This is a genomic window from Bacteroides celer (assembly GCF_002632415.2).
GTDB lineage: Bacteria > Bacteroidota > Bacteroidia > Bacteroidales > Bacteroidaceae > Bacteroides.
Window position 1 is genome coordinate 2,586,893 of record NZ_CP178209.1, and the last position, 23,116, is coordinate 2,610,008.

At 38.8% G+C, this 23,116-nt stretch carries 18 protein-coding genes; all 18 read left to right on the top strand.

Features of this window, described 5'->3' with window-relative positions; all coding sequences use genetic code 11:
• Positions 1-2: 2 nt before the first annotated feature.
• Positions 3-3,911, top strand: a complete 3,909-nt coding sequence (locus CJF29_RS10385) for a phage tail tape measure protein (RefSeq protein ID WP_099145827.1) — start codon at positions 3-5, stop codon at positions 3,909-3,911.
• Positions 3,908-4,486: a hypothetical protein gene (locus CJF29_RS10390; protein WP_007759734.1), complete on the top strand. Its 579-nt coding sequence runs from the start codon at positions 3,908-3,910 to the stop codon at positions 4,484-4,486. The genes CJF29_RS10385 and CJF29_RS10390 overlap by 4 nt, the downstream gene beginning before the upstream one ends.
• A gap of 383 nt (positions 4,487-4,869) precedes the next feature.
• Positions 4,870-5,343, top strand: coding sequence for an RNA polymerase sigma factor (locus tag CJF29_RS10395; protein ID WP_007759738.1), 474 nt, complete (start codon positions 4,870-4,872; stop codon positions 5,341-5,343).
• A 127-nt stretch (positions 5,344-5,470) separates the two neighbouring features.
• Positions 5,471-5,803: an SH3 beta-barrel fold-containing protein gene (locus CJF29_RS10400; protein ID WP_007759739.1), complete on the top strand. Its 333-nt coding sequence runs from the start codon at positions 5,471-5,473 to the stop codon at positions 5,801-5,803.
• Position 5,804: 1 nt separating this feature from the next.
• Positions 5,805-6,059, top strand: a complete 255-nt coding sequence (locus CJF29_RS10405; RefSeq protein ID WP_007759740.1) for a hypothetical protein — start codon at positions 5,805-5,807, stop codon at positions 6,057-6,059.
• 4 nt (positions 6,060-6,063) lie between these two features.
• On the top strand, positions 6,064-6,339 hold the full coding sequence (locus tag CJF29_RS10410; protein WP_007759741.1) for a DUF3846 domain-containing protein: 276 nt from the start codon (positions 6,064-6,066) through the stop codon (positions 6,337-6,339).
• Between the two features lie 19 nt (positions 6,340-6,358).
• Entirely contained in the window at positions 6,359-6,520 is a 162-nt protein-coding gene (locus tag CJF29_RS10415) for a hypothetical protein (RefSeq protein ID WP_007759742.1), read from the top strand.
• 47 nt (positions 6,521-6,567) lie between these two features.
• The gene (locus tag CJF29_RS10420; RefSeq protein ID WP_007759743.1) at positions 6,568-6,714 is read left to right on the top strand and encodes a hypothetical protein; all 147 of its coding nucleotides are present in this window, start codon (positions 6,568-6,570) and stop codon (positions 6,712-6,714) included.
• A gap of 333 nt (positions 6,715-7,047) precedes the next feature.
• A complete protein-coding gene (locus CJF29_RS10425; protein ID WP_099145826.1) occupies positions 7,048-7,647 on the top strand; it encodes a hypothetical protein in 600 nt (199 codons plus the stop codon).
• Between the two features lie 189 nt (positions 7,648-7,836).
• Positions 7,837-8,571: a hypothetical protein gene (locus CJF29_RS10430; RefSeq protein WP_017142211.1), complete on the top strand. Its 735-nt coding sequence runs from the start codon at positions 7,837-7,839 to the stop codon at positions 8,569-8,571.
• Between the two features lie 108 nt (positions 8,572-8,679).
• Entirely contained in the window at positions 8,680-8,892 is a 213-nt protein-coding gene (locus CJF29_RS10435; RefSeq protein ID WP_055228869.1) for a hypothetical protein, read from the top strand.
• Positions 8,893-9,209: 317 nt separating this feature from the next.
• Complete coding sequence (locus tag CJF29_RS10440; RefSeq protein ID WP_055228868.1) at positions 9,210-9,398, top strand: helix-turn-helix domain-containing protein; 189 nt, start codon at positions 9,210-9,212, stop codon at positions 9,396-9,398.
• Positions 9,399-9,502: 104 nt separating this feature from the next.
• Positions 9,503-11,410: a hypothetical protein gene (locus tag CJF29_RS10445; protein ID WP_099145825.1), complete on the top strand. Its 1,908-nt coding sequence runs from the start codon at positions 9,503-9,505 to the stop codon at positions 11,408-11,410.
• A 9-nt stretch (positions 11,411-11,419) separates the two neighbouring features.
• Entirely contained in the window at positions 11,420-12,733 is a 1,314-nt protein-coding gene (locus CJF29_RS10450; RefSeq protein ID WP_055228951.1) for a hypothetical protein, read from the top strand.
• A gap of 22 nt (positions 12,734-12,755) precedes the next feature.
• Complete coding sequence (locus tag CJF29_RS10455; RefSeq protein WP_413544542.1) at positions 12,756-20,321, top strand: CotH kinase family protein; 7,566 nt, start codon at positions 12,756-12,758, stop codon at positions 20,319-20,321.
• 503 nt (positions 20,322-20,824) lie between these two features.
• Positions 20,825-22,132, top strand: a complete 1,308-nt coding sequence (locus tag CJF29_RS10460; protein ID WP_099145823.1) for a reverse transcriptase domain-containing protein — start codon at positions 20,825-20,827, stop codon at positions 22,130-22,132.
• A 1-nt stretch (position 22,133) separates the two neighbouring features.
• Positions 22,134-22,616, top strand: coding sequence for a hypothetical protein (locus CJF29_RS10465; protein ID WP_099145822.1), 483 nt, complete (start codon positions 22,134-22,136; stop codon positions 22,614-22,616).
• Between the two features lie 208 nt (positions 22,617-22,824).
• On the top strand, positions 22,825-23,115 hold the full coding sequence (locus tag CJF29_RS10470; RefSeq protein WP_099145821.1) for a hypothetical protein: 291 nt from the start codon (positions 22,825-22,827) through the stop codon (positions 23,113-23,115).
• The last annotated feature ends 1 nt before the right edge of the window (position 23,116 follow it).

Consider the following 23,116-nt stretch of genomic DNA (forward strand, 5'->3'; position numbering starts at 1 on the left):
TTATGGCAGAATTAGTAATAGAAGGACTTGTAAAGGATGGTGAGATTCAGACATTGGTTGAACTGGATAATACTATTGAGCGTGTAAGGGCAACGTATGCCAATGCGGCCAAAGATCTTGCAAAAGGGTTAAAGATTAATGTGGACGGAATTGCCGATCTTGAAAAGTTAGGCTCTATATATACTACTCAATCTAAAAATGCGAGTTCCGCTTCTAATGAATTGACCGAAGCTCTTAGAAAACAGTCGGAAATATCCCAGACTGTGATAAAACGTATAGAGGAAAAGTTGAATGCAGAAAAGCTTTCCACTGCTGAAATCAAGAAACTTACTAAGGCGAGTGCTGATAATGCTTCTTCTTTAGAAAAAAGTGCTAAAGCAGAAGCCAACTTAACCAAAGCTCAAAATGCAGGTAATAGTACTCGTAAGAAAACTGTATTGACAGAGGAAGAACGGTTAAAGCTCATCCGGACAGCTATCACTCTAACCAATCAGGAAGTACATAGTAAGGCACAAGCAAAAGAAATGAATAAACAGCTTCAAAAGGCTGTAGATGTATTGAAAGATACTGATGAGAACTATATCCGGACTCTTGCACGCCTTAACTCCACAATAGGTATTAATACCGATTATGTGAAACGTAACTCCGACCGGTACACACAGCAGAAGATGACAGTAGGTGCATATCGGGAAGAAATCAAAGCTGCTATCATTGAATTAGAGAATGGCAATAGATCTATGAAAAACATGGGTATTATTGCTCGAAATTCCGGTTTGATGCTTCAACAGCACATGGGTAAAGGCTTGAGTCAAGTCGGCATGGGGTTAAAAGGCATAGCTGCTGGATATATTGGTGCACAAGCTGTTGTTACAGGTGTTGTTGCTTTATTCACCAAATTACGTGAAGGGGTTGGGGATATCGTTAAGTTTGAATATGCCAATAGCCGTCTTGCAGCTATATTAGGTACTACTTCAAATAAAATAAAAGAATTAACTTCTGATGCTCAACGTTTGGGAGCTACTACTAAATATACTGCTTCGGAAGCTACTGAATTACAAATAGAGTTAGCAAAATTAGGATTTACTAGAAAAGAAATTTTAGAATCAACAGAAGCTGTACTCAAATTTGCTCAAGCGACTGGTGCTGAATTATCAGATGCTGCCGCTTTATCAGGTGCAGCTTTGAGAATGTTTAATGCAGATACCAAAGAAACTGAACGCTATGTTTCTGCTATGGCAGTTGCAACCTCGAAAAGCGCTTTATCTTTTTCATACCTTGCTACTGCATTACCTATCGTAGGCCCGGTTGCTAAAGCTTTCAATTTTACCATAGAGGATACTTTAGCATTGGTTGGAAAACTTGCAGATGCTGGCTTTGATGCTTCTATGTCTGCTACCGCTACACGTAATATTCTATTAAATTTAGCTGATACTAATGGTGTACTTGCAAAATCACTGGGAGGTCCTGTAAAGACATTGCCTGAATTGGTTATTGGTTTACAGAAGTTGAAAGAGCAGGGAGTAGATTTGAATACTACTCTTGAAATGACGGATAAACGGAGTGTAGCAGCTTTCAACGCTTTCCTTACTGCCGCTGATAAGATTGTTCCATTACGTGATCAAATAACTGGTGTAGATGGAGAGCTTGCTAATATGGCACACACAATGGGAGATAATGTTCAGGGAGCTTTGGCTAATCTTTCGTCTGCATGGGAAGCATTCATGCTCTCATTTTCTGAATCAACAGGTCCTGCAAAAGAGTTTCTTAATTGGATGGCCGATAAGATTAGAAGCATAGCTAATGATTTAAAATCTCCCGAAGATAAAATAACTCAAATAGAAACAAACTTTAGAGGACTTGCACAAAAGGATGCAAATAATAAAATATTGGAAGCTGAAAAAGAGTTTCAAAGTGAGTATAAGAGACTTCTTGATGCAGGCGATTCAGAGGAAGAAGCATATACCAAAGCTGTTATTCAAATGAAGAATAAACGAATTGAAGTGACAGCTCAAGAACGTAAGGCTTTAGAAAGAATGAAAACTGGTGCCCTGTACTCTACATCAGAATTTGAAAATATGTCATGGTTTAAAAATGCAGGTGCTAAGATGTTTGGAGTATATACAAAAGAAGCTCAAAAAGCTGATAGGGCGCAATTAGAGTTTTCTAAAAATTTCTTTAGGATATATTCGAGTGATGAATTTAATGCTGGACTTGATAAAATTGCAGAAAAATTTAATCCAAAGAATGAAAATACAGAAAGTACTTTCAAAAAACCTCTCACTGATAAGGAAAAACGCGAATTGGAGAAAGCTGCACAGGAGAAATTGAAAATCCAACAGACTTACCAAGAATCAGAACTTTCCCTTATGGATGAGGGATTAGAGAAAGAACTTGCCCGTATTGGTATTGAGTATTCAAAGAAGATAGCTGCTGTTAAGGGATATAGTAGGGAAGAGATTGCAACCCGGAAGAATCTTGCTAAAGAGATGCAGCGTGCTCTTGATGAATATTCCATCAAGTATAATTCAGATCGTGAAAAGAAGGATATTGAAAACGCCCTTACTGTTGTTAGAAAAGGTTCTAAAGAGGAATTGGATTTAAAACTTCAACAGTTGGAACTTCAACGTGAGAGTGAAATTGATGCAGCAGAGAAAACTGGTGAAGATGTGTTCCTCATTGCTGAAAAGTATGCAAAGAAGAAAAAGGAGTTGTATGAGAAGTATGCTTCCGATCAAATTTCATTGATCGCTGAAAATGCATCTCATGAGCAAAAGATTCGTGATGAAGAACACATCATGGATATGCTTGCGTTGAAAAAGAAACTGGCTTCTAAGCAAATTACACAGCAGGAATATGCGGCAGAGGAATACCGGTTACGGCTTGATTATGCTCGAAAGACTACCGAAGCCGCTATTGATGCCTTAGAATTGGAACTTCAAGCTGATAACCTTAGTGCGGATGATAGGGCTAAGATTGCCGAACAGTTGCAGAAATTAAAGGCTGATCTTGCCGAAGAGGAAGCAGAAGCAGAGATTGCTGCTATCAATAGTGTTACCAAGGCAGATGAAAAAGCGCAGAAAGAACGTCAAAAGAATCTCAAAAAATGGTTGCAGACTGCATCTCAAGCTGTCGGTGCAATCGGTAGTCTTGTCAGTACTGTTTATGACGGTCAGATTGACCGAATAGAGGAAGAACAGGATGCAAACGATGAGAAGTATGAAAAAGATGTAGAACGTTATGAAAAGCAGGCTGAACAAGGTGCCATATCGGAAGAGGAAGCCGAAGCCCGTAAACGTTCTGCAAAAGCTGCTACTGAAGCCAAGAATGAGGAGCTTGAAAAGAAAAAGCAAGAGATTGCTCATAAACAAGCTGTATGGGAGAAAGCAACGAGTATTGCCCAGGCTGGAATAGCGACTGCACTTGCTATTACTGAAGCGTTGCCCAATATCCCGTTATCAATCTTGATAGGAGCATTGGGAGCTATTCAAGTGGCAACTATTCTCGCTACACCGATTCCTTCTTATGCTGAAGGAACGAAAGACGGTGCTCATCCGGGCGGTAAGGCGCTCGTGGGTGATGCTGGTAAACATGAGGTTGTCATGTATGCCGGTAAAGCATGGGTGACACCCGATACTCCTACACTTGTGGATCTTCCTAAAGGTGCACAGGTATTTCCGGATGTGAGCTCTATTGATTTGCCTGATTGGGATGTTCCGGAATGGGATGTTCCCTCTCTTTCTCCCACCTTTGTAGGAGTGGATACTACTGGTGAACCTATTATTTTCAATGATTATAGTGATTTGAAATATGAAATAAAGGGCTTACGTCATGAACTACGCAGTATTGGTAAGCAGCAACATAAAGATGCGTGTGCCCGTGATTATAAATATTATATGCTTTCCCGGTTATGATTGAAAGATTGAACCAATTATCTCTATATGATTTTATAGAGCTTTCATGTGGTGATTGCTCCGTATTACTTTCACCAGATGAGGATATTAATGAGATGGAATTAAAGAAACGTTCATCTGATTTGATAATAGAGTACAAGAAGATAACTAATCCGTCCGGATTGAAATCTGTGTTAGTTGATCGTGAGGATATGATAAAAGAGAGGGCACGTGTTTTGCTTTTTAAAGTTTGTATTTCTCTGATTGCTATTGATGCTTATGAAGATGTCCGGGAGACTTTGGCTTTGTTATCATATGATACGAAATCCATGTCTGATGAACAAGTTAAGTCTAAAGTTGAAGAATTGTTGCGATCTGCTTTATTTGAGCAAAAGAGAAGCGATGATATGCGTTCTGATGAGAAGAAAGAAAAAGCTACTCCGGAACAGATACGTTCTTCTTTTGATGCTGAAATAGCTTTTCTTATGACTTTTTTTAAAATGAATATTGATGTCCGGAACATAAATGCTGCTGTTTATGCAAACATCGTCCATCAGGCAGATGTAGAGATAAGCATGAAGAAGAAAAGGACGTAAATGTTATATTTCATATTGATATAGAATTAATTAAATCTCAATAACAATCGAATTTTTTCGAAGGTCGTTAGTAACTCCTTTTTAGGAATCACAAACGACCTTTTTTATGAATAGAAAGAACAACGCAAACTGCATAAATAAGCGTTTATGCAATGTTTTATTGTCAGAACTTCGTACCTTGGAAACGAAGTGTGATCGGATAACATTTGAAGTATCCGCAGTAAAAGAAATGATTGCCTCGTTACCCCCTGACATAGGCACTATCATTAGTTCTATCGAGCGTTCTGCTAAAGAAATGCACGAACAAAGCATAATGCATCGGGAATATGTGGAAAGGTGCATTAATGGTGAACCTAAGATACACCTAATAAGGAGGGCTGACAATGGACTTTGAAAAGGAAGTATCAGAAATATATCCCTGGATATTACGTGTAGCGAAAAGATTCTGCCGATCTATGCAGGATGCAGAAGATTTAGCCGGTGACACGGTGTACAAAATGCTTATAAATCGTGATAAGTTCGATGTATCAAAACCTTTGAAACCGTGGTGCCTTGCTGTCATGCAGAATACTTATATTACGCAGTACAATAGAAATTCTCTCATACATTTTATTGGATATGATTCAGCAGTTGAAAATGCTTCTTCTGATTATGCTTCTAATTTGGCAATGTTTAATGATGTTGTGTCTGCCATTCGCCGGTGTGCCCAAAAATCATGTTGTATGGATAGCTTAATATATTGTGCCCAGGGATATTCCTATGACGAAATAAGTGAACTGTTGAATGTCCCGACTGGAACAGTCCGAAGCCGCATTTCATTTGGTCGGAAGATGTTATATCAAGAACTTGATTATTAATTCGTTAAAAATGGTTTGAAAAAGGCTGTTGAAGAAAAAAAATATCTATTTTGTTAGGCTATTACCTAACAAATGGCTATATTTGCAATACCAAATAACATAAAAGTCAAACCAAAAAAAGTGAATTATGGAAACAAAGTCTAATTTTAGAGCCAGAGTGATGAAGTATGCTCATCACCTCCTTTCAACAACAAAAAAGAGTTGGAAATATTGTCTGCTAAAAGCGTGGGAGCTTTACAGACTTGCTAAAAGAATGAGAAGCGGTGAAGTTAAATTCGCCTATGAGAAAGTGAATGGCAGTATTCGTTATGCTATCGGCACTCTTAAAAATGTGCCTGCAGGTGCGACAAACAAGGGTAAACGTATGACAAAGCCTTCTTATAAGACTTTCTCTTACTTCGATGTTGATAAGCAGGAGTTTAGAAGCTTCAAAATTGAGAATCTTGTAACCGTGTATTGATATGACTCCATTAGAATACTACTCAAAGAGAAAAGAGGATAGCAGGCAAGAGCTTGCTACCCTCATAGCACAAGCTAATCAGCTCATAGGTGATACACATAACAGCCTCAACACCCATACTAATCAAGGGAGTAATATTGGGAATATAAAAATGCTTTCTCAACAATTACAGCAGCTAACAAGCCGTATTGAACTGGAAAAGCAAAAGGGAGATATGCTTGAAAGTATCTGCCTGACACTAACCACAGAAGGGTAAGCATATGAAAGCCACTTTGTTGAAAGTTACCGGAGAAACAGTTGAGATTTCTCCGGTGAATGGGAACTGCTTTACCCTAAAAGAAGCGCAGAGTTTAGTAAATGGCTATGTTCAAGTCATTGATATTTGCCCTAATAAAATAATGATAATGAATGAGGAGGGTAAATTCCACTTTGAGTTGAATGTTGAGGCTACTCGGATTGCATTAATGAATAGTGCTATTTTTCCCGATGATTATATAGCCGGTGACGCTATTGTGTGTGATGATACTATGTTCTAACCTTTTAATTTCAGAAAATATGAAAACAATTTATAGAGTAGAATCACCAACCGGTGAAGTTCGTGTATTGGAAGTGTCTCGCAATGAGACTGGATATAATGTTTACATAGATGATTCAAACATCTGTGAGAGCATTACTGAAGAAGAACTTACAGAAGCATTAGAGAACCCCAATTTTTAAATATGAATCAGAGTTTTCCATTTTGGAAACAACTAATAACAGAATAGATGAGTAATAGTATTGCAGCCAATGATATCATTCAAAATATCGACGATCTGTTAGCTGAATATCCGGTTGATGAATGTATTAGCATCTTACAGGAAGTGGTAAAGCAGATAGATGTGCGTATTAAGGATTTTAGTGAACATATATAATAATAAAGATATGAATAATATATTTACAATTTGCTATTCAGAAGAAGAAGCTAACGAAATTGGACATTTCATAATGCGAAAAGGCTATGAAGGTGTTCAAAATGATAGTTACAGATATTGTCGTGAAGCGATTTGGTGGGCTTTTAAAGAAACTAAAAGACATCATTCGTGTTTCATATATGTTGGCGTTAGAGGTTGTCAAATGATTGTGTCCAGGACTAAAAGGGGACTTCGCAGGAACGGACTAAAATACATTGAGAAGAAACGAATGTTTTACAACTTATTGAGTAGGTATTAAGTTAATAAAAATAAAGAAATGTAACAGTTTTAAATATGACAAGAAGAAAAAAATCATGCACTGATTGCGAGTTTTGCAACGATGCTGAACCTGTTGATGGATTACGATATTTCTGTGACAAGAAAAATATATATTTCGATCCATACAAAACAATCACCTGTCGTCTTTTTCGGCAAGTAAGTTCCTCTGTGTTGAGGATACGCGCTCGATGGGCAGCAATGCAGCTTGCGAAAAAGAAAGCTGCTGAAGAAAAAGAGCGGCAACTCGCACTAATGCTCACACTGCCATACTGGCTTCATGTTGGGGCAGAGTTCATAGAAACTTGTTCTGGTTATGAAGGAGTAATCACAGACATTGACCCGACACGTGAAGATGGCATAATTTACCGACCGACTAATCGATCGGGGTGGGATGGCATTGATGGATATGATACCGCTGATAGTATTATAGAACGTACTGAACGCGGTATGTTGATATTTCGAAATTATACTCCCGAACCGTTAAAAGACGGATTCCGATGGTCTGATATTGAATGGGATTCGGGGCAAATAATCTATTCAGAACAACGCCCGGATGGTAGAACGGATGAGTACTTAAAAGAAAGATACGAAGTGGTAAAGCCTGAATGGATATAGGTTTTTTAGTATGTTTGAAAAGGAGTAATTAAAGATAGAAATGAAATAAATAAAAACGATAATTCTACATTATTCTCTTAAATTGTTACCTTTGTGTTTGTAATAAGCTCCTTATACAGTTTCTTGACTTATACGGTAGAAATATGAAATAGAAACTACTATGAAATAAATTCAAATGAACACTATAATATGATGAATGTTGATTTATATACAATTGATTGGACTGCTATAGGATCAATAGCAACTGCAATTGCTATGATAATTGCTTTTAGGTCTATAAGCGTATCTAATAAACAAAATAGAGAGAATCGCAAACTTCAAGTTTTATTAATTCGTAGAGAACAAGAACAAAAAAGGCTTGATGAAATGGTAAATAATATTTTAGATATTAGTCACTCCATGAAGCCTATTGATATTCTTGACTTTTCTTCAAAGTGGATAGATAAAACATTTACGACAGAGGATAGACGCAAAATTGACCGCATGGCAGATCAAGATCAATTGAATAATATCCGGTTAAGGATTCAACTAATAAAACTAAAAAACTATCCTGTTGCGAATCCATTATTAGTCCACCTAAATAAAACCAGAGAAACTTATGGATTATGGGTAAAATGTATCAACTTACTACATATGTTTTTAGAATCTGAAGATAAACTCACGGCAGAGGAACGGGAGGTAAATATTGCAAATATAGTAACTCAGATGGAAGAAGAGTGTAAAAAGATAGATCCTAATTATAAATTGATAATAGAGGGTATTCATAAACAAAGAACAAATATAGTAGATATAGCCAAGGATGTAATGAACATTTTTGAATCAGAAATATCAAGGCAAGTCCAAGGTCACAAACAAGCTTTTGAAAAGGAATTATATGATTTTGTTAAAAAAGAGCAAGAAAGGATTGACCGTATTATAGAATAGAAAATGAGGTAAACCGAGTCTTACTAAGTAGGAATTAGCTCTTTTCTACATTGGATTTACCGCTTATTATTTATCTTTGCATAAAATGTTCAAATAAAACTATAAACAATGATGTACGAAGGATTAAGAATTGATTTCACTATGTGGCATATTGTAGGTGGTATTTACGGATACAAAAAATTAATAAGACTTCCTCGAAAACAAAAGAAAGCGTTAAAGAAAAGCACTTTGCGGGATGTTATTGCAAAAGATAGAAACTACCTAAAAGAATGTCCACGGCCTAAAAAAATGCCAATATTTAGTTATAAACAACTTGATTAGCATAATAAATAAGGGAGGAATTTAATAATGATAGTACAAGAGCTAATAAATAAGCTGATTCAAATTGAAGATAAATCAAAAGAAGTTCGACTGTTAAGTGCTGATCACTCAAACGAAGCAATAGGTGAAATATCCATTGATGAAAATATTGTTTATTTGTTAGGAGAATAAAAATAAATGCGCATGGCTTAGTTTTCGATGCGAACCCTTTGAGAATGTGCCTTTGGAAACAAAAATCTGAAAGAGGTTAGACATTTGCCCCACATCTGGGGCGAATTGTCGTTCAAGAATCATATATTTGTCTCAAAATACTATTTATGATACGTGAAATTATAATTGAGGCCCTCAAGAAAAGGGGAATAAAGCAGATTGAATTAGCCAGGCATTTGGATATAAATAGAAGTTCTCTCAATGCCTTTTTAAAAGGCAATGGAAAAATTAGCTTGGCGAATGTCGAAAAGTCGTTTTTGTTCCTTGGCATAGAAATGGTGTTGAAAGACAGGTAGTTATAGAACGTTTTCGCAAAGTGTTATTTTCAAGAATTTAGCCAATCGGGAAACCGGTTGGCTTTTTCTTTATATTTGCCCATGAAAGTTTTAACCCTATAAAAATGCTTTGCAAATATGTTCTTACAGTAGCTGGTACCACGCATGAACTTCCTAAATCTTGTATCCGGAATTGGGATGAGATAAAACGTACACTCAAACGTGATGGATTCGGTGGAGTTATTAGAACATTCACATCTAAGTTTGAGTTTGTAGGAGAAGCTTATGAGTTGCTTCTCGATGAATGGGTAGAAAAATATCTGTTTGCAGACGCTCGGATCGCAATTTACGAAATCAATAATCAGCACACCTATGATATTGTTATCAATAGTAAACTGGATTTCGGTACCTTCGATAATTCGGGCTATACGATATCAATGAATACGGTTGATAATAGTACTGCTACTCTTATTAAGGCTAACAAGGGAACACAATACGAGTATCTTGTAGATGAAATAAAGGCAGTGCATCAGCTATATTATGATAGGCTAGATATGCAAAATATACTAAACTTCTCTATTGGTGATACATATACCGTAAACCCCATTGAACTTGCAGATGTCTATGTTTCCAGTTATAGTAATGAGATATCCAAAGGAGGCTATCTTGAATATGACAAAGGAGAAAAAGGCGTAGTTGCTGATCTGCTCGGTGTCCCGGCATCGGGCATTAAGGCTTATGTGGAAATGGATGTTGAATATGAGAATAGCGGGGATGCTGAATATGCAACATTCACTCTTTCCTCTTGTGGGAATACTCAAGCAGTGAATATCAGTAAAGGAGAAACTAAAACAATAATATTGAGCATTAGCGTGAGTAAGGCTTCATTTGATTCTTATGGTCAAAGAAAGATGGTGTATTTTTCTATCAGTTTGAAAGCTTCTCATACTACTTATGCAAAAATCAACATTAAGAAGATTAAAGAGTTTAAGGTAACTTATAATTCTATCAGTGATCCTATCTACATTGATGCAATAACACCTACAAGGGTATTGAATTGTTTGCTTAAAAGTATCAATGGAGGAAAAGAAGGCATTACCGGTAAGATTGCAAGCAATTATGATTCCAGACTTGATAATTGTGTTATAGTAGCTGCTGAAAGTATTCGTGGCATACCAGATGCGAAGTTATATACTTCTTATACAAAGTTTGTTGACTGGATGGGATCTGTGTTCGGCTTTGTTCCTGTAATTGATGGAAATATTGTTCAGTTCGTTCACAGAGATACACTGTTTTCCACAAGTATAATCAAAGAATTTGAAGTCGACCATACTGAATTTACTTATTCTGTTGATGAGAAGCTGATTTATTCGTCTGTTCGTGTCGGCTATGACAAACAGGATTATGATTCCATTAACGGACGTGATGAATTCCGGTTTACGACAGAATACATGACTGGCGTAGATATTACTGATAATAAACTGGAGCTTATTAGTCCTTATCGTGCAGATGCCTATGGTATTGAGTTCTTAGCACAAAAGAGAGGTAAGAATACTACTGATAATGAAAGTGATAATGACGTGTTTTTTGTTGGAGCTGCTGATTCTATATTAACGTCTGGGGTGATGTGCTATAAACTCATTAGAACCGGATGGAATATCAGCGGCGTGTTGAATCCGGATAAGATGTTTAATGTGATGTATAACCAGCGTGCTATGTTGCTTGCAAACAGCAAGTATATTGGTATTAGCGCTGATAAGCTTGAATTTACTTCTTCTGATGGCAACAGTGATGTTGTGATTAACAACATTGCGTTAAAAGATAATTTTGTGATATCTGAAAAGTTGGCCACTTGTGGTAAAGTTGGATTTAATACCTATGATGAAGTTATTCCTTCTCCTGTGGATGGTATAATTACTCTTGTTAAAGATGAGTATTTGTATAAGGGATTTTTGAGTGAAGCAGACGGACAAATAGAACGGTTTGACGGGCTTAAATATGAACTTATAGTGAAATCTATCTCTAAAGCTTAAAATATTATGTTGAAAATAAGTCCTTTTACCCCTTTGTTTTTTAACCCTACTACGGACCGGTTCGGTGCGAAGAGTAAATACATTCAGAAATTTGCAAGCTCTGATATCATATTCATTGAGTTGATAGGTGACAAATCAGATGCAGTGCCTGCCTTGGTTGTACGAGATTTAATTAATGAACGTCAGGATTCTATTGAGTGGCACACATGGAATATGAATAATAATCAGATAATCTACTTTCACATTATTACAGGGCTGAATAGCGGTTACTACGATGTGTTAATTGGTGATTCCTGGAGTGAGATATTCAAAGTTACGAATGATAGTGCCGAACTTAATGAGACTACTGTAATACAGTATTCAATGAAAGATAACCGACAACGGACGGATTGTATCTTTTGGATTGATGGTATGCAATATTTCTTCGATTTCCGTGCCCCCGGTGGATTCAAAGATAATAACTGGTCATTCACAGTAGATAACGAACAGTTTACCACTGCTGATGGTGATATCGTAGAATTGTATAGCCGTGAAGCTACACAGAAGATATTTACTTTAGGTAATTCTATTGGTTGCCCAGTGTGGTTTGCTGACTTTCTTAACCGTATTCTATGCTGTAACTATATCTATTTTGATGGTGTACGTTATGCAAGAAAAGACGGTGGTGTTCCTGAATTGAATCAAGAAATCGAGGGATTGAAAAGCTTTGTCTTCAATCAGCAGTTACAGCAGATAAAATCGCTTGATCCTGTTTTGGAATGGAATAATCAGGTTGCGATGAGACGTGTACAAGGTGATAATTACAGAAAAACGGATACTGGGGATATGCGTAGTATCAAATTTGGTACAGAAAAACCTGTAGCAGAAATTGGAACTTATATCAATATGTCTAATGCTACTCCAAATACTGGCACTTCTATCAACAGTGATACAATGATCACAGTGAACAGTATTCATCATCCGGGCGGTGATGAACAATCATATTGGGATTTAATCACCATTAAGACTACTGACATAGACAGTAAGTATATTGGCAGGAAAGGTTATGGTAAACTGGTGATAACCGGACTTGATAGCTTGAAAAGTTCTTTGGATGACAGTTTGATAAATTTACGTGCCATTCTATACACAGGTGGTCCATATAGTAATCTTATTGAGGGTAGTGTAGTTAGTAGAGATGGAGTCTATATTTTAAAGGGAGTAGATGCCGGAGATGTAGGTACCGGAAAAGAATTCCAGCTTTATCTTGATTACATGTATGACTATGATATTGATAATATTGGTATGACCATTGAGTTAACGTGGGTATATGATAATGATTAGATAATTCATTAAAAGAATAATTATGACAGAAACGGAGAAACAGCAGATTGTCAGCCTTGTGCTGCAAGCGTTAAAGACAAATAGTTTCACGATAGAGCAGCTTACTGCCGTGAAATCTTTGTCTGATGATATGTATGTTGAGATTAGTGGTGGGCGGAAAATATTGGTACAGGATTTAACTGACGCTATATCCGCTTATATTAATAAAGATTTGGAGGATTTTAAGAATCGTATTACAGATGCAGAGAAGAGTATAACTGAAGGAGATGCTGAACTGTTGAAAAGGATATTAGGCACTTCAACAAAATCAAATCCTCTTACTGATCCTTTTAAAAGTTTGGGTACGATTGATTCACTGGCTAACTTAAAATCAAAACTCAATTCTTTATATGAAGGTAATTCCTCTGTTGGAAATTACCGTTGTGTATTTGCGCCTGGTTCTACCAGTATTCCTCTCAATATTCAAGTAGAGCGGTTGGGACTCAATAATGTTTATCAGTCGTTTACATCGTGCATCCAACTTGATGCAATGAATAACAGTACGGCTACTGAAGTAACCGTAGGACCGGTTATTACTTTGTCCCGGAGTGGTGTTGTTTCCAGTGGTAACACAACTTGGGGGAAATGGATGTCAACCGAAGCTAAATTACAGGAAGCTCTTGGAACAAAAGAGACATCTAAAAGTGATGATGGCTCTGTTTGGGGAGAATTGAAAAAACTATTGGCAGCCATAAATGTTTGTGGTAGTATTGTTATAGACTTGGATTTCTTGAACGATCTAAGAAATTTAGATGAGGTGTTTGGTACTGCCGGCTTGTTTACTTATCGGTATAATGAAGATGAACGAAATGAATTCAAGGATATAAAAGGTCTTTTGGCTACTACGATACTTGATGAGAACATTTATGAACAAATACGCTATGAGTGTGGGTTCGTATATCAGAGACAGCGAAAAAACGGAGAGTGGGGTAGTTGGAGAATAACGAGCGTTACTGACTATAATGTATCTTTATATCATGTCGATCCGAGTGATAATACAAACAGATTCACATTAGATAAGGCTATATACCTTGTTCCTATTGAGCTAAGGAACATTGGTATCAAATGTTCATTCTTAGATAAAGTAGGTAAATATCATACTTATGTATATGTCGGCAGTGATTATGTACCGGACTCATGGAATGAGGTTAATACCTATGAAGATGCAAAAGGCAAAGGGTATAAGGGTACTGAAGAGGATTTCTACAAGAATCTGTCAAATATAGATATGCTTCATTTTTTCAATACAGTCCTTTATACTGATATTGATTCTGTTGTTAACTCCGGCTATTATATTGTGGCTGATGCAGACACTTATTCAAGTGATATTTTAGTTGTGTCCCGGTACGGTGAGGATGATGCCATTACCCAAATCTTCCTGTCTACGTATTATACCGGTGGTGTGTTGAAACAACGTAAGATGACAGGTGAGAAGTGGAGTGAGTGGGAAGAAATCTCCGGTGGTTCCGGTTCAGGTAGTGGCTTTTATAACGTAACTAAACTTCATCCTTTAAATACTGGCTTCTATACAAAAGAAACAGCAGTAACAGCCGTTTCTGGAGCTAAAGTCAAGGATGAAGAGAAGCCCGGCATGATTATTACTTTCGAGGAGTCTGCTGGGAAATGGAAAGATTATCGTTTTGAATCAAACGACATAACAGCTTTCGATCAGCCGGCTGCTTGGAATGAATACGGTGGTGCAGGAGCTGTGAAAGAAATTACTTTCAACGGTGAAAAGCATACTCCGGATGAAAGTGGTGGTGTATCTTTCAATGTCGAAATTCCTCAAACAGATGAAAGTTTGGATGCCAACTCAACAAATGCCATTCAGAACGCTCCTGTAACTGCTAAATTTAATGAGATTGAAGCCAATACTGTTTTCACACTCGAATCCGAGGTTGACGAGGATAATAATACTGTTAAGCTAAGTTTGAAAAACAAGTCCGGTGCAGAAATAGCCAGTACGGAATTTCAAGGCGGTACAGGCGGTGGCGGCGGAGAAACCGGTACTGCAACAAAGATTGTCCTCAATGCTTCGGTAGATAACAGCATTATCAAAGAGGGTGGTTCTTCTCATCTTACCTATTTCTACGATCACCAATATAGTTCCGGAGATGACAAGGGCGAATCTACTGGGCAGAAAGCTACGCTTACCATACAGATGCTTCGAGGTGCTCAAACTGTGTACACAGAGACTATTAACGATGTATCTAAGGGTACATATACCCTTGATTTGAGTAAGTATTTGCTTTTGGGAACAACGGATATCTATGTAAAGGCAACAACTACCGATCCGGAAGGCAAGAAGCAGACTAAACAGGCATACACGTCCGTCAAAGTTATTACGTTATCTTTGAGTTCTACTTATAACATTGCTTCTCCTGTTGGCGGCTATGCAGCCGGTGCAACTGCATCCATTCCGTTCACCATTTCGGGAACAGGCAACAAAGTTGTCATGTTGTATGTTGATGGTGTTCAGAAAGACTCCAAGACTATTACTAAATCCGGGCAAACGAACAGCAGCTTCAGTATTTCCATGTCTGACCTTTTACCTGGTCGGCATACCGTGCAGATGGTTGCTGAAATGGAAGCTTCTGCCGATCTTACCGTTCGCTCTGAAAGTATCTACTTGGATATATTCAAAGAGGGTTCTTCTGCTCCCAGTATCGGCATGATGCATCGCTTCCCGGACGGCCGCATCTTTACGGATGATCATTTGACACCACGCCTTGAAGTCGGTCAATATGAGAAACTGCAATTCGATTTTGTTGTTTACGATCCGAGCAAAACCCCTGCTGAAATGTCCGTGTACAACAATGGCACCAAAACACAGACAGTAAGTGTGCCGCGTACCGTTCAGGTATATACAAACCGGTTCACCGAGCAGGGAGAGTATGCAATGCGGTTCTCTTGCGGCAACACTGAATATGATTTCTTAGTCCACGTTGCAAAATCCTCTATTGATATCGAGGAAGTACAAGCAGACCTTGATTTAAAACTTTCGGCTGCCGGTCGTAGTAACACCGAAGAAAATCCGGCAGTTTGGACTGATGGCGAGGTAACAACCAAGTTTACCGGGTTTGATTGGAATAGTAATGGTTGGACTGGTGACTCTTTGCAGTTAACTAATGGAGCTACAATAGAGATTCTTAAACAACCCCTTGCCAATGATGCCGTATCGAACGGTGCTACGTATGAATTTGAATTGAAGTGTTCGAATGTAACTGATCGTAACGGTGTCATTCTTTCGTGTATGTCCGGTGGAATAGGATTCCAGATGACAACACAGGAAGCGAAAATAACCGCTTCCGGAGGAAGTTCTGTCAATACACTTTTTGCTTCCGATCTGAATCTGAAAATAGCTTTCGTTATCGGCAAGAAGTCCGGTACTCGTTTGATAGAATTGTACGTAAATGGTATCCGTTGTGGTGCGAAACAGTACTCACAGACTGAAAGTATGAAGCAGGAAGCTCCGGTAAATATTACTGTATCTTCCGATGCAGCCGATATCGAGTTGCGCAATTTGCGTATCTACCGGCGTGGTCTGACTGATGATGAAGAGCTGACCAACTACATGGTAGACCGTCCGACATCAGAGGAAATGGTTGTTCTATTCCAGAAAAACGATGTTATGAATGACGACGGCTCGGATGTGGATATAGAAAAGCTTCGTGTACAAGGTAAATCTGTCATGCGCTTTGTTGGTGATGTCGAACTTGTTAATGCAACGAACAACAAAAAGTTTGAAGTGCCTGTTGACGTGTATTTCTATTCTGCATATGGCAAGGAGTATGATTTTGTACTTCGTAATGCAGGACTTCGGATACAGGGTACATCGTCTACTACCTATCCGCGAAAGAACTACCGTATCTACTTTGAACGTTTCGATAAATATGGAACGACTTTGGAAGTGAATGGTGTCGATGTTCCGGACTTGATGTATTCATTCAAACCCGGCGCCAAACGTGTGGGTATTTTCTGTTTGAAGGCTGATTTCTCCGACTCATCATCAACGCACAATACTGGTGGTGTGAGACTGGTCAATGACACATGGAAGAAATGTGGCTGGCTGACACCCCCACAGGAAATAGACGGCAGTGTTCGTATCGGTGTTGATGGTTTTCCGATGGACTTGTTCTACGATAATGATAATACCGGTGTAAATACCTATTTGGGTAAGTACAATTTCAATAACGAAAAGAGCGATTCTCACAATGTCTACGGTTTTGAAGGTATTGCCGGATTCAATGATTTAGCCGCTTTGAATGGCGACCGTAACAAATGTATCTGCCTTGAGTTCTTGAACAATTCTCATCCGTTGTGCCTCTTCGGTACTTCCAACATAACTGCTGAAAACTTCGCTGACGGTTTGGAATTCCGTTTTAAGCCGGATAAGACATGGGAAGATGCCGACCAAGAGGATAAAGACGCTGTAACCCGCCTTTGGACATGGATTAATTCGGTAAAAAATGACCCCGCCCGGTTCCGTGCAGAATGTGCCGATTACTTTAATGTAAACAGCTTGTTCGGTTGGTACATAATCACTGACTATTTGATGGCTGTTGACAGCCGGGCAAAGAACATGATGTTCTGCACTTGGGACGGTGTTCACTGGTATATTCTTCCTTATGACATGGATACGATTTTAGGCGGACGTAATGACTCCGTACTGAAGTATGACTATACTATGACATGGGAAACCTTTGATGATTCTATTGGCTCCTATGCAATGGCCGGTCACGACTCCATACTTTGGAAACTTGTCCGCTCTTGGCCGGAGAAATTGCAGGAAGTTGCCGGGAATATCCGTAGTAATATGAGCACCGAGGATGTACTTGATATCTTCAATAACCAACTGATGGGTAATTGGTGCGAGAGGATTTATAATAAGGACGGAGAATACAAGTATATCAAGCCTTTAACAGAGGGTGTTACGACTTCGGAGGGTACAAAATACTATGACTACCTGTACGCCCTTCAAGGTAGTCGTTACGCTCACCGTACATTCACGATCCAAAACCGTTTTGCTCTTTTGGATAGCCAATATCTTGCAGGTACATACCGACAGGATTCATTCCCTATCTATTTTGGTTATAAGTTCTCTACTGATAAGCGTAAGGTTAAGATAACCGCCAGCGAACGTTATTACTTCGGCTATGGGTACACGTCCGGCGAACCGAAACAAAGTGGTGTGCTCGCTGAAGATGCCGGCAGTATTGTCGAACTGACGCTCGACACGGATTTGATAGTCAATGATCCTCAATACTTCTACGGTGCATCCCGTATGTTAGGTCTTGATCTGACTAATGTTAGCCATGCTATTGTCGGTACTCTAAATCTAAGCAATTGCGTAGCATTGCGAGTTTTGAATATCAGTTGTTCGGCTACGCAAAAGACCATGAACGCACTTTTAGTTGACAAGTGTAAGAATCTGCGTGAGTTGAACCTTACCGGGTTGCAAAGTGAAAACTTTACTTCTATGGATTTATCTTCAAATTCCAAACTTGAGACTTTCCGTGCTGGTAAATCTGCATTAACGGGAGTATCTTTTGCACCTGGTTCTCCCTTGTCCGTTGCTGTTCTTCCTGCTACTCTTCAGACGCTTGAATTACGATACTTGAATAAATTATCTAACGACAATCTGACATTAGAGGGTACGGTTAATACTAATCGCCTTGTTGTCGATAGTTGCGCACTGATCGACTGGCAAAGACTGCTCACAGCGTGTCCGGCTGTCAGATACCTTCGTATTACTGGTATTGATATGGAAGGAGACGGTACGCTGATTAGAAACCTTATGGAAATGGGAGGTGTTGATGAGAATGGCGGTAATGTATCTTCCTGTCGCCTGGTGGGAACCTATCGTCTTACCCGTTCCATGACTGATGAAGAATATGAAGCAGCCGTTGCTCATTTCCCGGAGCTGACCATCATTCAGCCTAAATATACGATGATTGAGTTTGATGACACTGTTGCCGATGATGCTAATATCAGCAACCTCGACAATCTGACCGGCTATAAATACGGTAACAGCTATGTAGCCAACGGACATATTACTAAGATCCTGGCTAAACGTCATCGTGTTTTAGGTAAGCAGACTGAGAAAGGTAAAATGGTGATTTGCAATCTACACGATGAGAACTCTAATTATTATGCCGATTCAGAGAAAATATCCGGTGCTACTCCTGCCAAATTGGATAGTACGGAGGGTGATCTTTGGATGTATGAACCTCACTATTGGTATAAAGGAATTAATGACTACCTTAACAACAAGAAGTACACCTGTTACAGTTCCAATACCGAAATTCCGGATATACCGGTATGTGATAAAGTTTATCTTTCCAATATCCGGGAATCCGGGCTTTATAAGGAGAAATCTAAGATTCTGATTGGTCGTGCTACCTTGACGGACAGCTATTCTTCAGACACGAATTATAGTGTTTGCGGTGTCGATGTTTCCAAGCATAAGCGTGTCCGTTTCCCGACCACGTTAGGAACCGGCTTGATTGGCAGTATCTTCGTAGACGCATCCGGTAATGTTATAAAGGATTTGACCATTCCGAGTCTTAACAATAAGTTTGCTGAAGGAATGTATCTTATTGCAGACGTTCCGGAAAGAGCTGCTTTCCTTTATTTCACGATCTTCAATAACGCAGAATTTGACCTTGTTGTATTATCCAACAGTGACAAGATTGAGGATATGGAGCCGGATTGGGTTGAACACCTGCCTTGTCTGACAGGTGTCGGTGAAGCAATCTCTATTGGTAATTCTCTTTATTCTGCTTTTAATACTTCTGCAAGTGTTGATAGTATGTCTCAATCCGATTTTCACTATTATGCACAACAACGTAATTTGCAACTTGTGGACTGGGAGATGCACAAAGATGTAGCTAACTTGTTCTATGCAGCATATGGTCGTCGTGATGCACAAGATCAATGCGGTTATGGTCAAAATACAAATAACCGGATAGTCGGAACTACTGCCGTAATCGGTATGCAGGATACTGTAAGCTATGATTCAGATGGTGTGCATAAAACTGAATATTCTTGGTATATCTCAAAGGATGCCGATGGTAGAATAGTTCATACTCGTATTCCTTCAAGTAACTGTATGGGTTATGAAAGTTGGTATGGTGACAAATATGAATGGATGGATAAAGTTGGTTTACCTAATACTAATGCACAAGAGCAGTATAAGTTAAATATTGAGATGCCTGACGGTACGGTGCGTAAAGTTCGTTCCGGTGTAACCGGCGGCTTTGCAACCGGCATGGTTCATCAAAAATACTGTGATATAATTGGTGCTTTCTCACAAGCCGGTAGTAGTACAACCTATTATTGTGATGAGTTTCAACCATCGTCGGCAGCTTCTCGTGTGGTCTTTCGGTCGAACAACGACGCGAACACGCACGGTGGTGTTGCGTATGCGAATTGCGGCTACGATTCATCGTATTCGTCTGCGAACAACGGTTCCCGGCTCGCCTTCAGAGGCGAAATCGTGGTTGCGGAGAGCGTGGCGGCGTATAAATCGTTGAAGTCGGAATCGTAAAGCGGGAGCGAAGCGACTAAAGCGGAAAACGTTTAGCTTAGTGCGGATTTGTGCGTGCCTACCGCAAGGCACAAATCCGGGCGAAGCCCGGCGAAAATATAACTCTCTTAATCCTTTGTCAAGATGAATAAATTGTTAATTTTGTGCCCCGAAAGGTGGATTCCCCTATGAGACTCGTGTGGTCTTTCGGTCGAACAACAACGCGAACACGAACGGTGGTGTTGCGTATGCGAATTGCGGCAACGATTCATCGTATTCGTCTGCGAACAACGGTTCCCGGCTCGGAAACAATTTAAACGAATTTGGACGTTAGTGCCTGAAGAAATTAATCGGCGTACGATAAGGAGTACGAGTTACTCATCATTGAGCCGAGGGGGATGAGCCTCAGTAACAGCAGTCGCAAGACTGGAAAACTGGAACATACAGCGTTGGGTAGAGTTTGGTAGGTTTCCTGTTTGGATTCTCGAAGAAGTTAGGCCCAGAAAATTGAAGGCAAAAATAAAATGCATAGAGAAGGTTACATAATTGAACAGATCATAGATCGCTCCAATATGATAGAGTCTTTCTGGACGGTTTTACGTGGTAGCAAGCGTAAACATAGCCGTTCCGGAAGATATCTTATTGAACATATTGATGATGTCATAGACGATTTGATCTATCAAATAAGTAACGGTATCTTTCGCGTAAGTAGGTATTTTGAGAAGGAGGTTTTTGAAGCAGGTAAGTATCGGAAAATCCAGATTTTTTCTCTAAAGGAAAGAATTGGTGTTCATGCCATAATGAAAGTTGTAGACAAGTATCTGAAACCTCGCTTTATCCGCACTTCTTCGGCGTCAATTAAAGGACGTGGCACGCATGACTTACTGTGTTGTGTCCGTGATTCCATAGCGGATGATCCTGAAGGCACAAAGCTGTGTTACGTTTTTGACGTTCAGAAGTTTTACGAGAACGTAGATCATGGCTTTATGAACTATTGTGTAAAGCGAGTTTTTAAAGACAACAAGTTGATTCGTATTCTCACAGGATTTGTTGATGTCATGCGCCGTGGAATAAGTTTAGGGTTAAGGAGTTCACAAGGTCTTGGCAACCTGCTACTCTCTATTTTTATAGATCATGTGCTTAAAGATAGAGAAGCTGTGAAACATTATTTCCGTTATTGTGATGATGGGCGTATTCTTAGTGGATGTAAAAAAGCACTTTGGAAGATGCGTGATATTGTGTGTAAGCAAGCTGCTAAGATAAATCTTGTGATTAAAAAGATTGAGAGAGTATTTCCAATCAAACAGGGCATTGATTTTTTGGGTTATGTTATTTATCCGGACCATACTCGTGTGCGTAAGCGTAATAAACAGAATTTTGCACGCAAGATGCATAAAGTGAAAAGCCGTAAACGCCGAAAAGAATTGATCGCTTCTTTTTATGGACTTGTGAAACATGCTGATTGCAGAAACTTATTTCGTAAATTAACAGGAAAAAGTATGAAGAAATTTAGTGAAATGGGGATTGTGTACACCCCGGCTGATGGGAAGAAACGTTTCCCCGGTCAAACTGTATCGTTGAAAACGCTCATTAACTTGGAAGTTGAGATTCACGATTATGAATCGGATATAACAACAAAGGAGGGAGAGGGTAGATATCTTGTATCTCTGAAAGTAAAGAAAACAGGTGAGTGGAAAAAATTCTTCACTAATTCAGAGGAGATGAAAGCTATTCTGAATCAGATTAGTGATGTTGAAGATGGTTTTCCGTTTGAAACCATTATAGAATCTGAAACATTTGACGGAAACAAAGTCAAATATAAATTTACTTGATATGAAACGAGTTGAAGGAAGTTCCGGTATATCGCTATTAGAGTGCGTTAATCCGGTAAAGGATAAATGGCGTGTCCGTTGGGATGTGCAACATAACGAACAGGATGATTCTGTATCTTATATGGAAGAAGAATTTCCCTATAAGCCTGACGGTGAAGAAATCAAGAAAATGGTTATAGACTGGTATAATCAGGAGATAAATAACGAGATTATGTCCGGATTTACCTATAATGGCATACCTGTATGGTTATCACAGGAAAACCAGTTCAATTATAAATCAGCCTATGATCTTGCAGTGCAAACAGACGGTACCTCTTTACCAGTAAGATTTAAATTTGGAACAGATGATGAACCTGTCTACTATGAATTTAACACCTTGGAAAATCTGACGGACTTTTATACTAAGGAAATGGTTTTTGTTCAGCGCACATTAGCTGCTGGTTGGAAAAAGAAAGATGCTGTTGATCTAAGTTTATATCAATAAGTCTCTTCTTAATAGATAGATGTAAGGTAGTCGCTTTTCGACTACCTTTTTTATTTCCTATAAAATTAGTCCGTTTTGTAAGTCGTTAATAAATAGCTTATTAAAAGGAAATGACTTTCCAAGATTTTTCACTTTTGGCAAACCGGTTACTATACTCAATACATTTGTCTCATACAGAATATTTTATTAATAATTAAACGCTACGAGTATGGGTATAAAAGTATTGTATGATTGGATTTTACAGTCTAACCGGCCAGCGCATGTAAAAGCTGGAGTGTTCGTCTTTGTTGTGATGCTTGCCTTCTGTTTTTTTCTATTAAACATTGGTTTCTGCAAATCTGCTATTGTCTCTTTTACGACAACTGCCATTGCTGCGATAATTGTTGAGTACATTCAGAAGAAGTGTGGATTTGTCTTTGACTGGCTTGACGCATTAGCTACTGTCTTATTGCCAGGGCTGATTACTGTGTTTTCAATATTGATAGCTTTAACTTTATGAT

Coding starts and splice junctions, on each gene's coding strand:
- CJF29_RS10385 (WP_099145827.1), top strand. CDS start 3: ATGGCAGAATTAGTAATAGAAGGACTTGTAAAGGATGGTGAGATTCAG.
- CJF29_RS10390 (WP_007759734.1), top strand. CDS start 3,908: ATGATTGAAAGATTGAACCAATTATCTCTATATGATTTTATAGAGCTT.
- CJF29_RS10395 (WP_007759738.1), top strand. CDS start 4,870: ATGGACTTTGAAAAGGAAGTATCAGAAATATATCCCTGGATATTACGT.
- CJF29_RS10400 (WP_007759739.1), top strand. CDS start 5,471: ATGGAAACAAAGTCTAATTTTAGAGCCAGAGTGATGAAGTATGCTCAT.
- CJF29_RS10405 (WP_007759740.1), top strand. CDS start 5,805: ATGACTCCATTAGAATACTACTCAAAGAGAAAAGAGGATAGCAGGCAA.
- CJF29_RS10410 (WP_007759741.1), top strand. CDS start 6,064: ATGAAAGCCACTTTGTTGAAAGTTACCGGAGAAACAGTTGAGATTTCT.
- CJF29_RS10415 (WP_007759742.1), top strand. CDS start 6,359: ATGAAAACAATTTATAGAGTAGAATCACCAACCGGTGAAGTTCGTGTA.
- CJF29_RS10420 (WP_007759743.1), top strand. CDS start 6,568: ATGAGTAATAGTATTGCAGCCAATGATATCATTCAAAATATCGACGAT.
- CJF29_RS10425 (WP_099145826.1), top strand. CDS start 7,048: ATGACAAGAAGAAAAAAATCATGCACTGATTGCGAGTTTTGCAACGAT.
- CJF29_RS10430 (WP_017142211.1), top strand. CDS start 7,837: ATGATGAATGTTGATTTATATACAATTGATTGGACTGCTATAGGATCA.
- CJF29_RS10435 (WP_055228869.1), top strand. CDS start 8,680: ATGATGTACGAAGGATTAAGAATTGATTTCACTATGTGGCATATTGTA.
- CJF29_RS10440 (WP_055228868.1), top strand. CDS start 9,210: ATGATACGTGAAATTATAATTGAGGCCCTCAAGAAAAGGGGAATAAAG.
- CJF29_RS10445 (WP_099145825.1), top strand. CDS start 9,503: ATGCTTTGCAAATATGTTCTTACAGTAGCTGGTACCACGCATGAACTT.
- CJF29_RS10455 (WP_413544542.1), top strand. CDS start 12,756: ATGACAGAAACGGAGAAACAGCAGATTGTCAGCCTTGTGCTGCAAGCG.
- CJF29_RS10460 (WP_099145823.1), top strand. CDS start 20,825: ATGCATAGAGAAGGTTACATAATTGAACAGATCATAGATCGCTCCAAT.
- CJF29_RS10465 (WP_099145822.1), top strand. CDS start 22,134: ATGAAACGAGTTGAAGGAAGTTCCGGTATATCGCTATTAGAGTGCGTT.
- CJF29_RS10470 (WP_099145821.1), top strand. CDS start 22,825: ATGGGTATAAAAGTATTGTATGATTGGATTTTACAGTCTAACCGGCCA.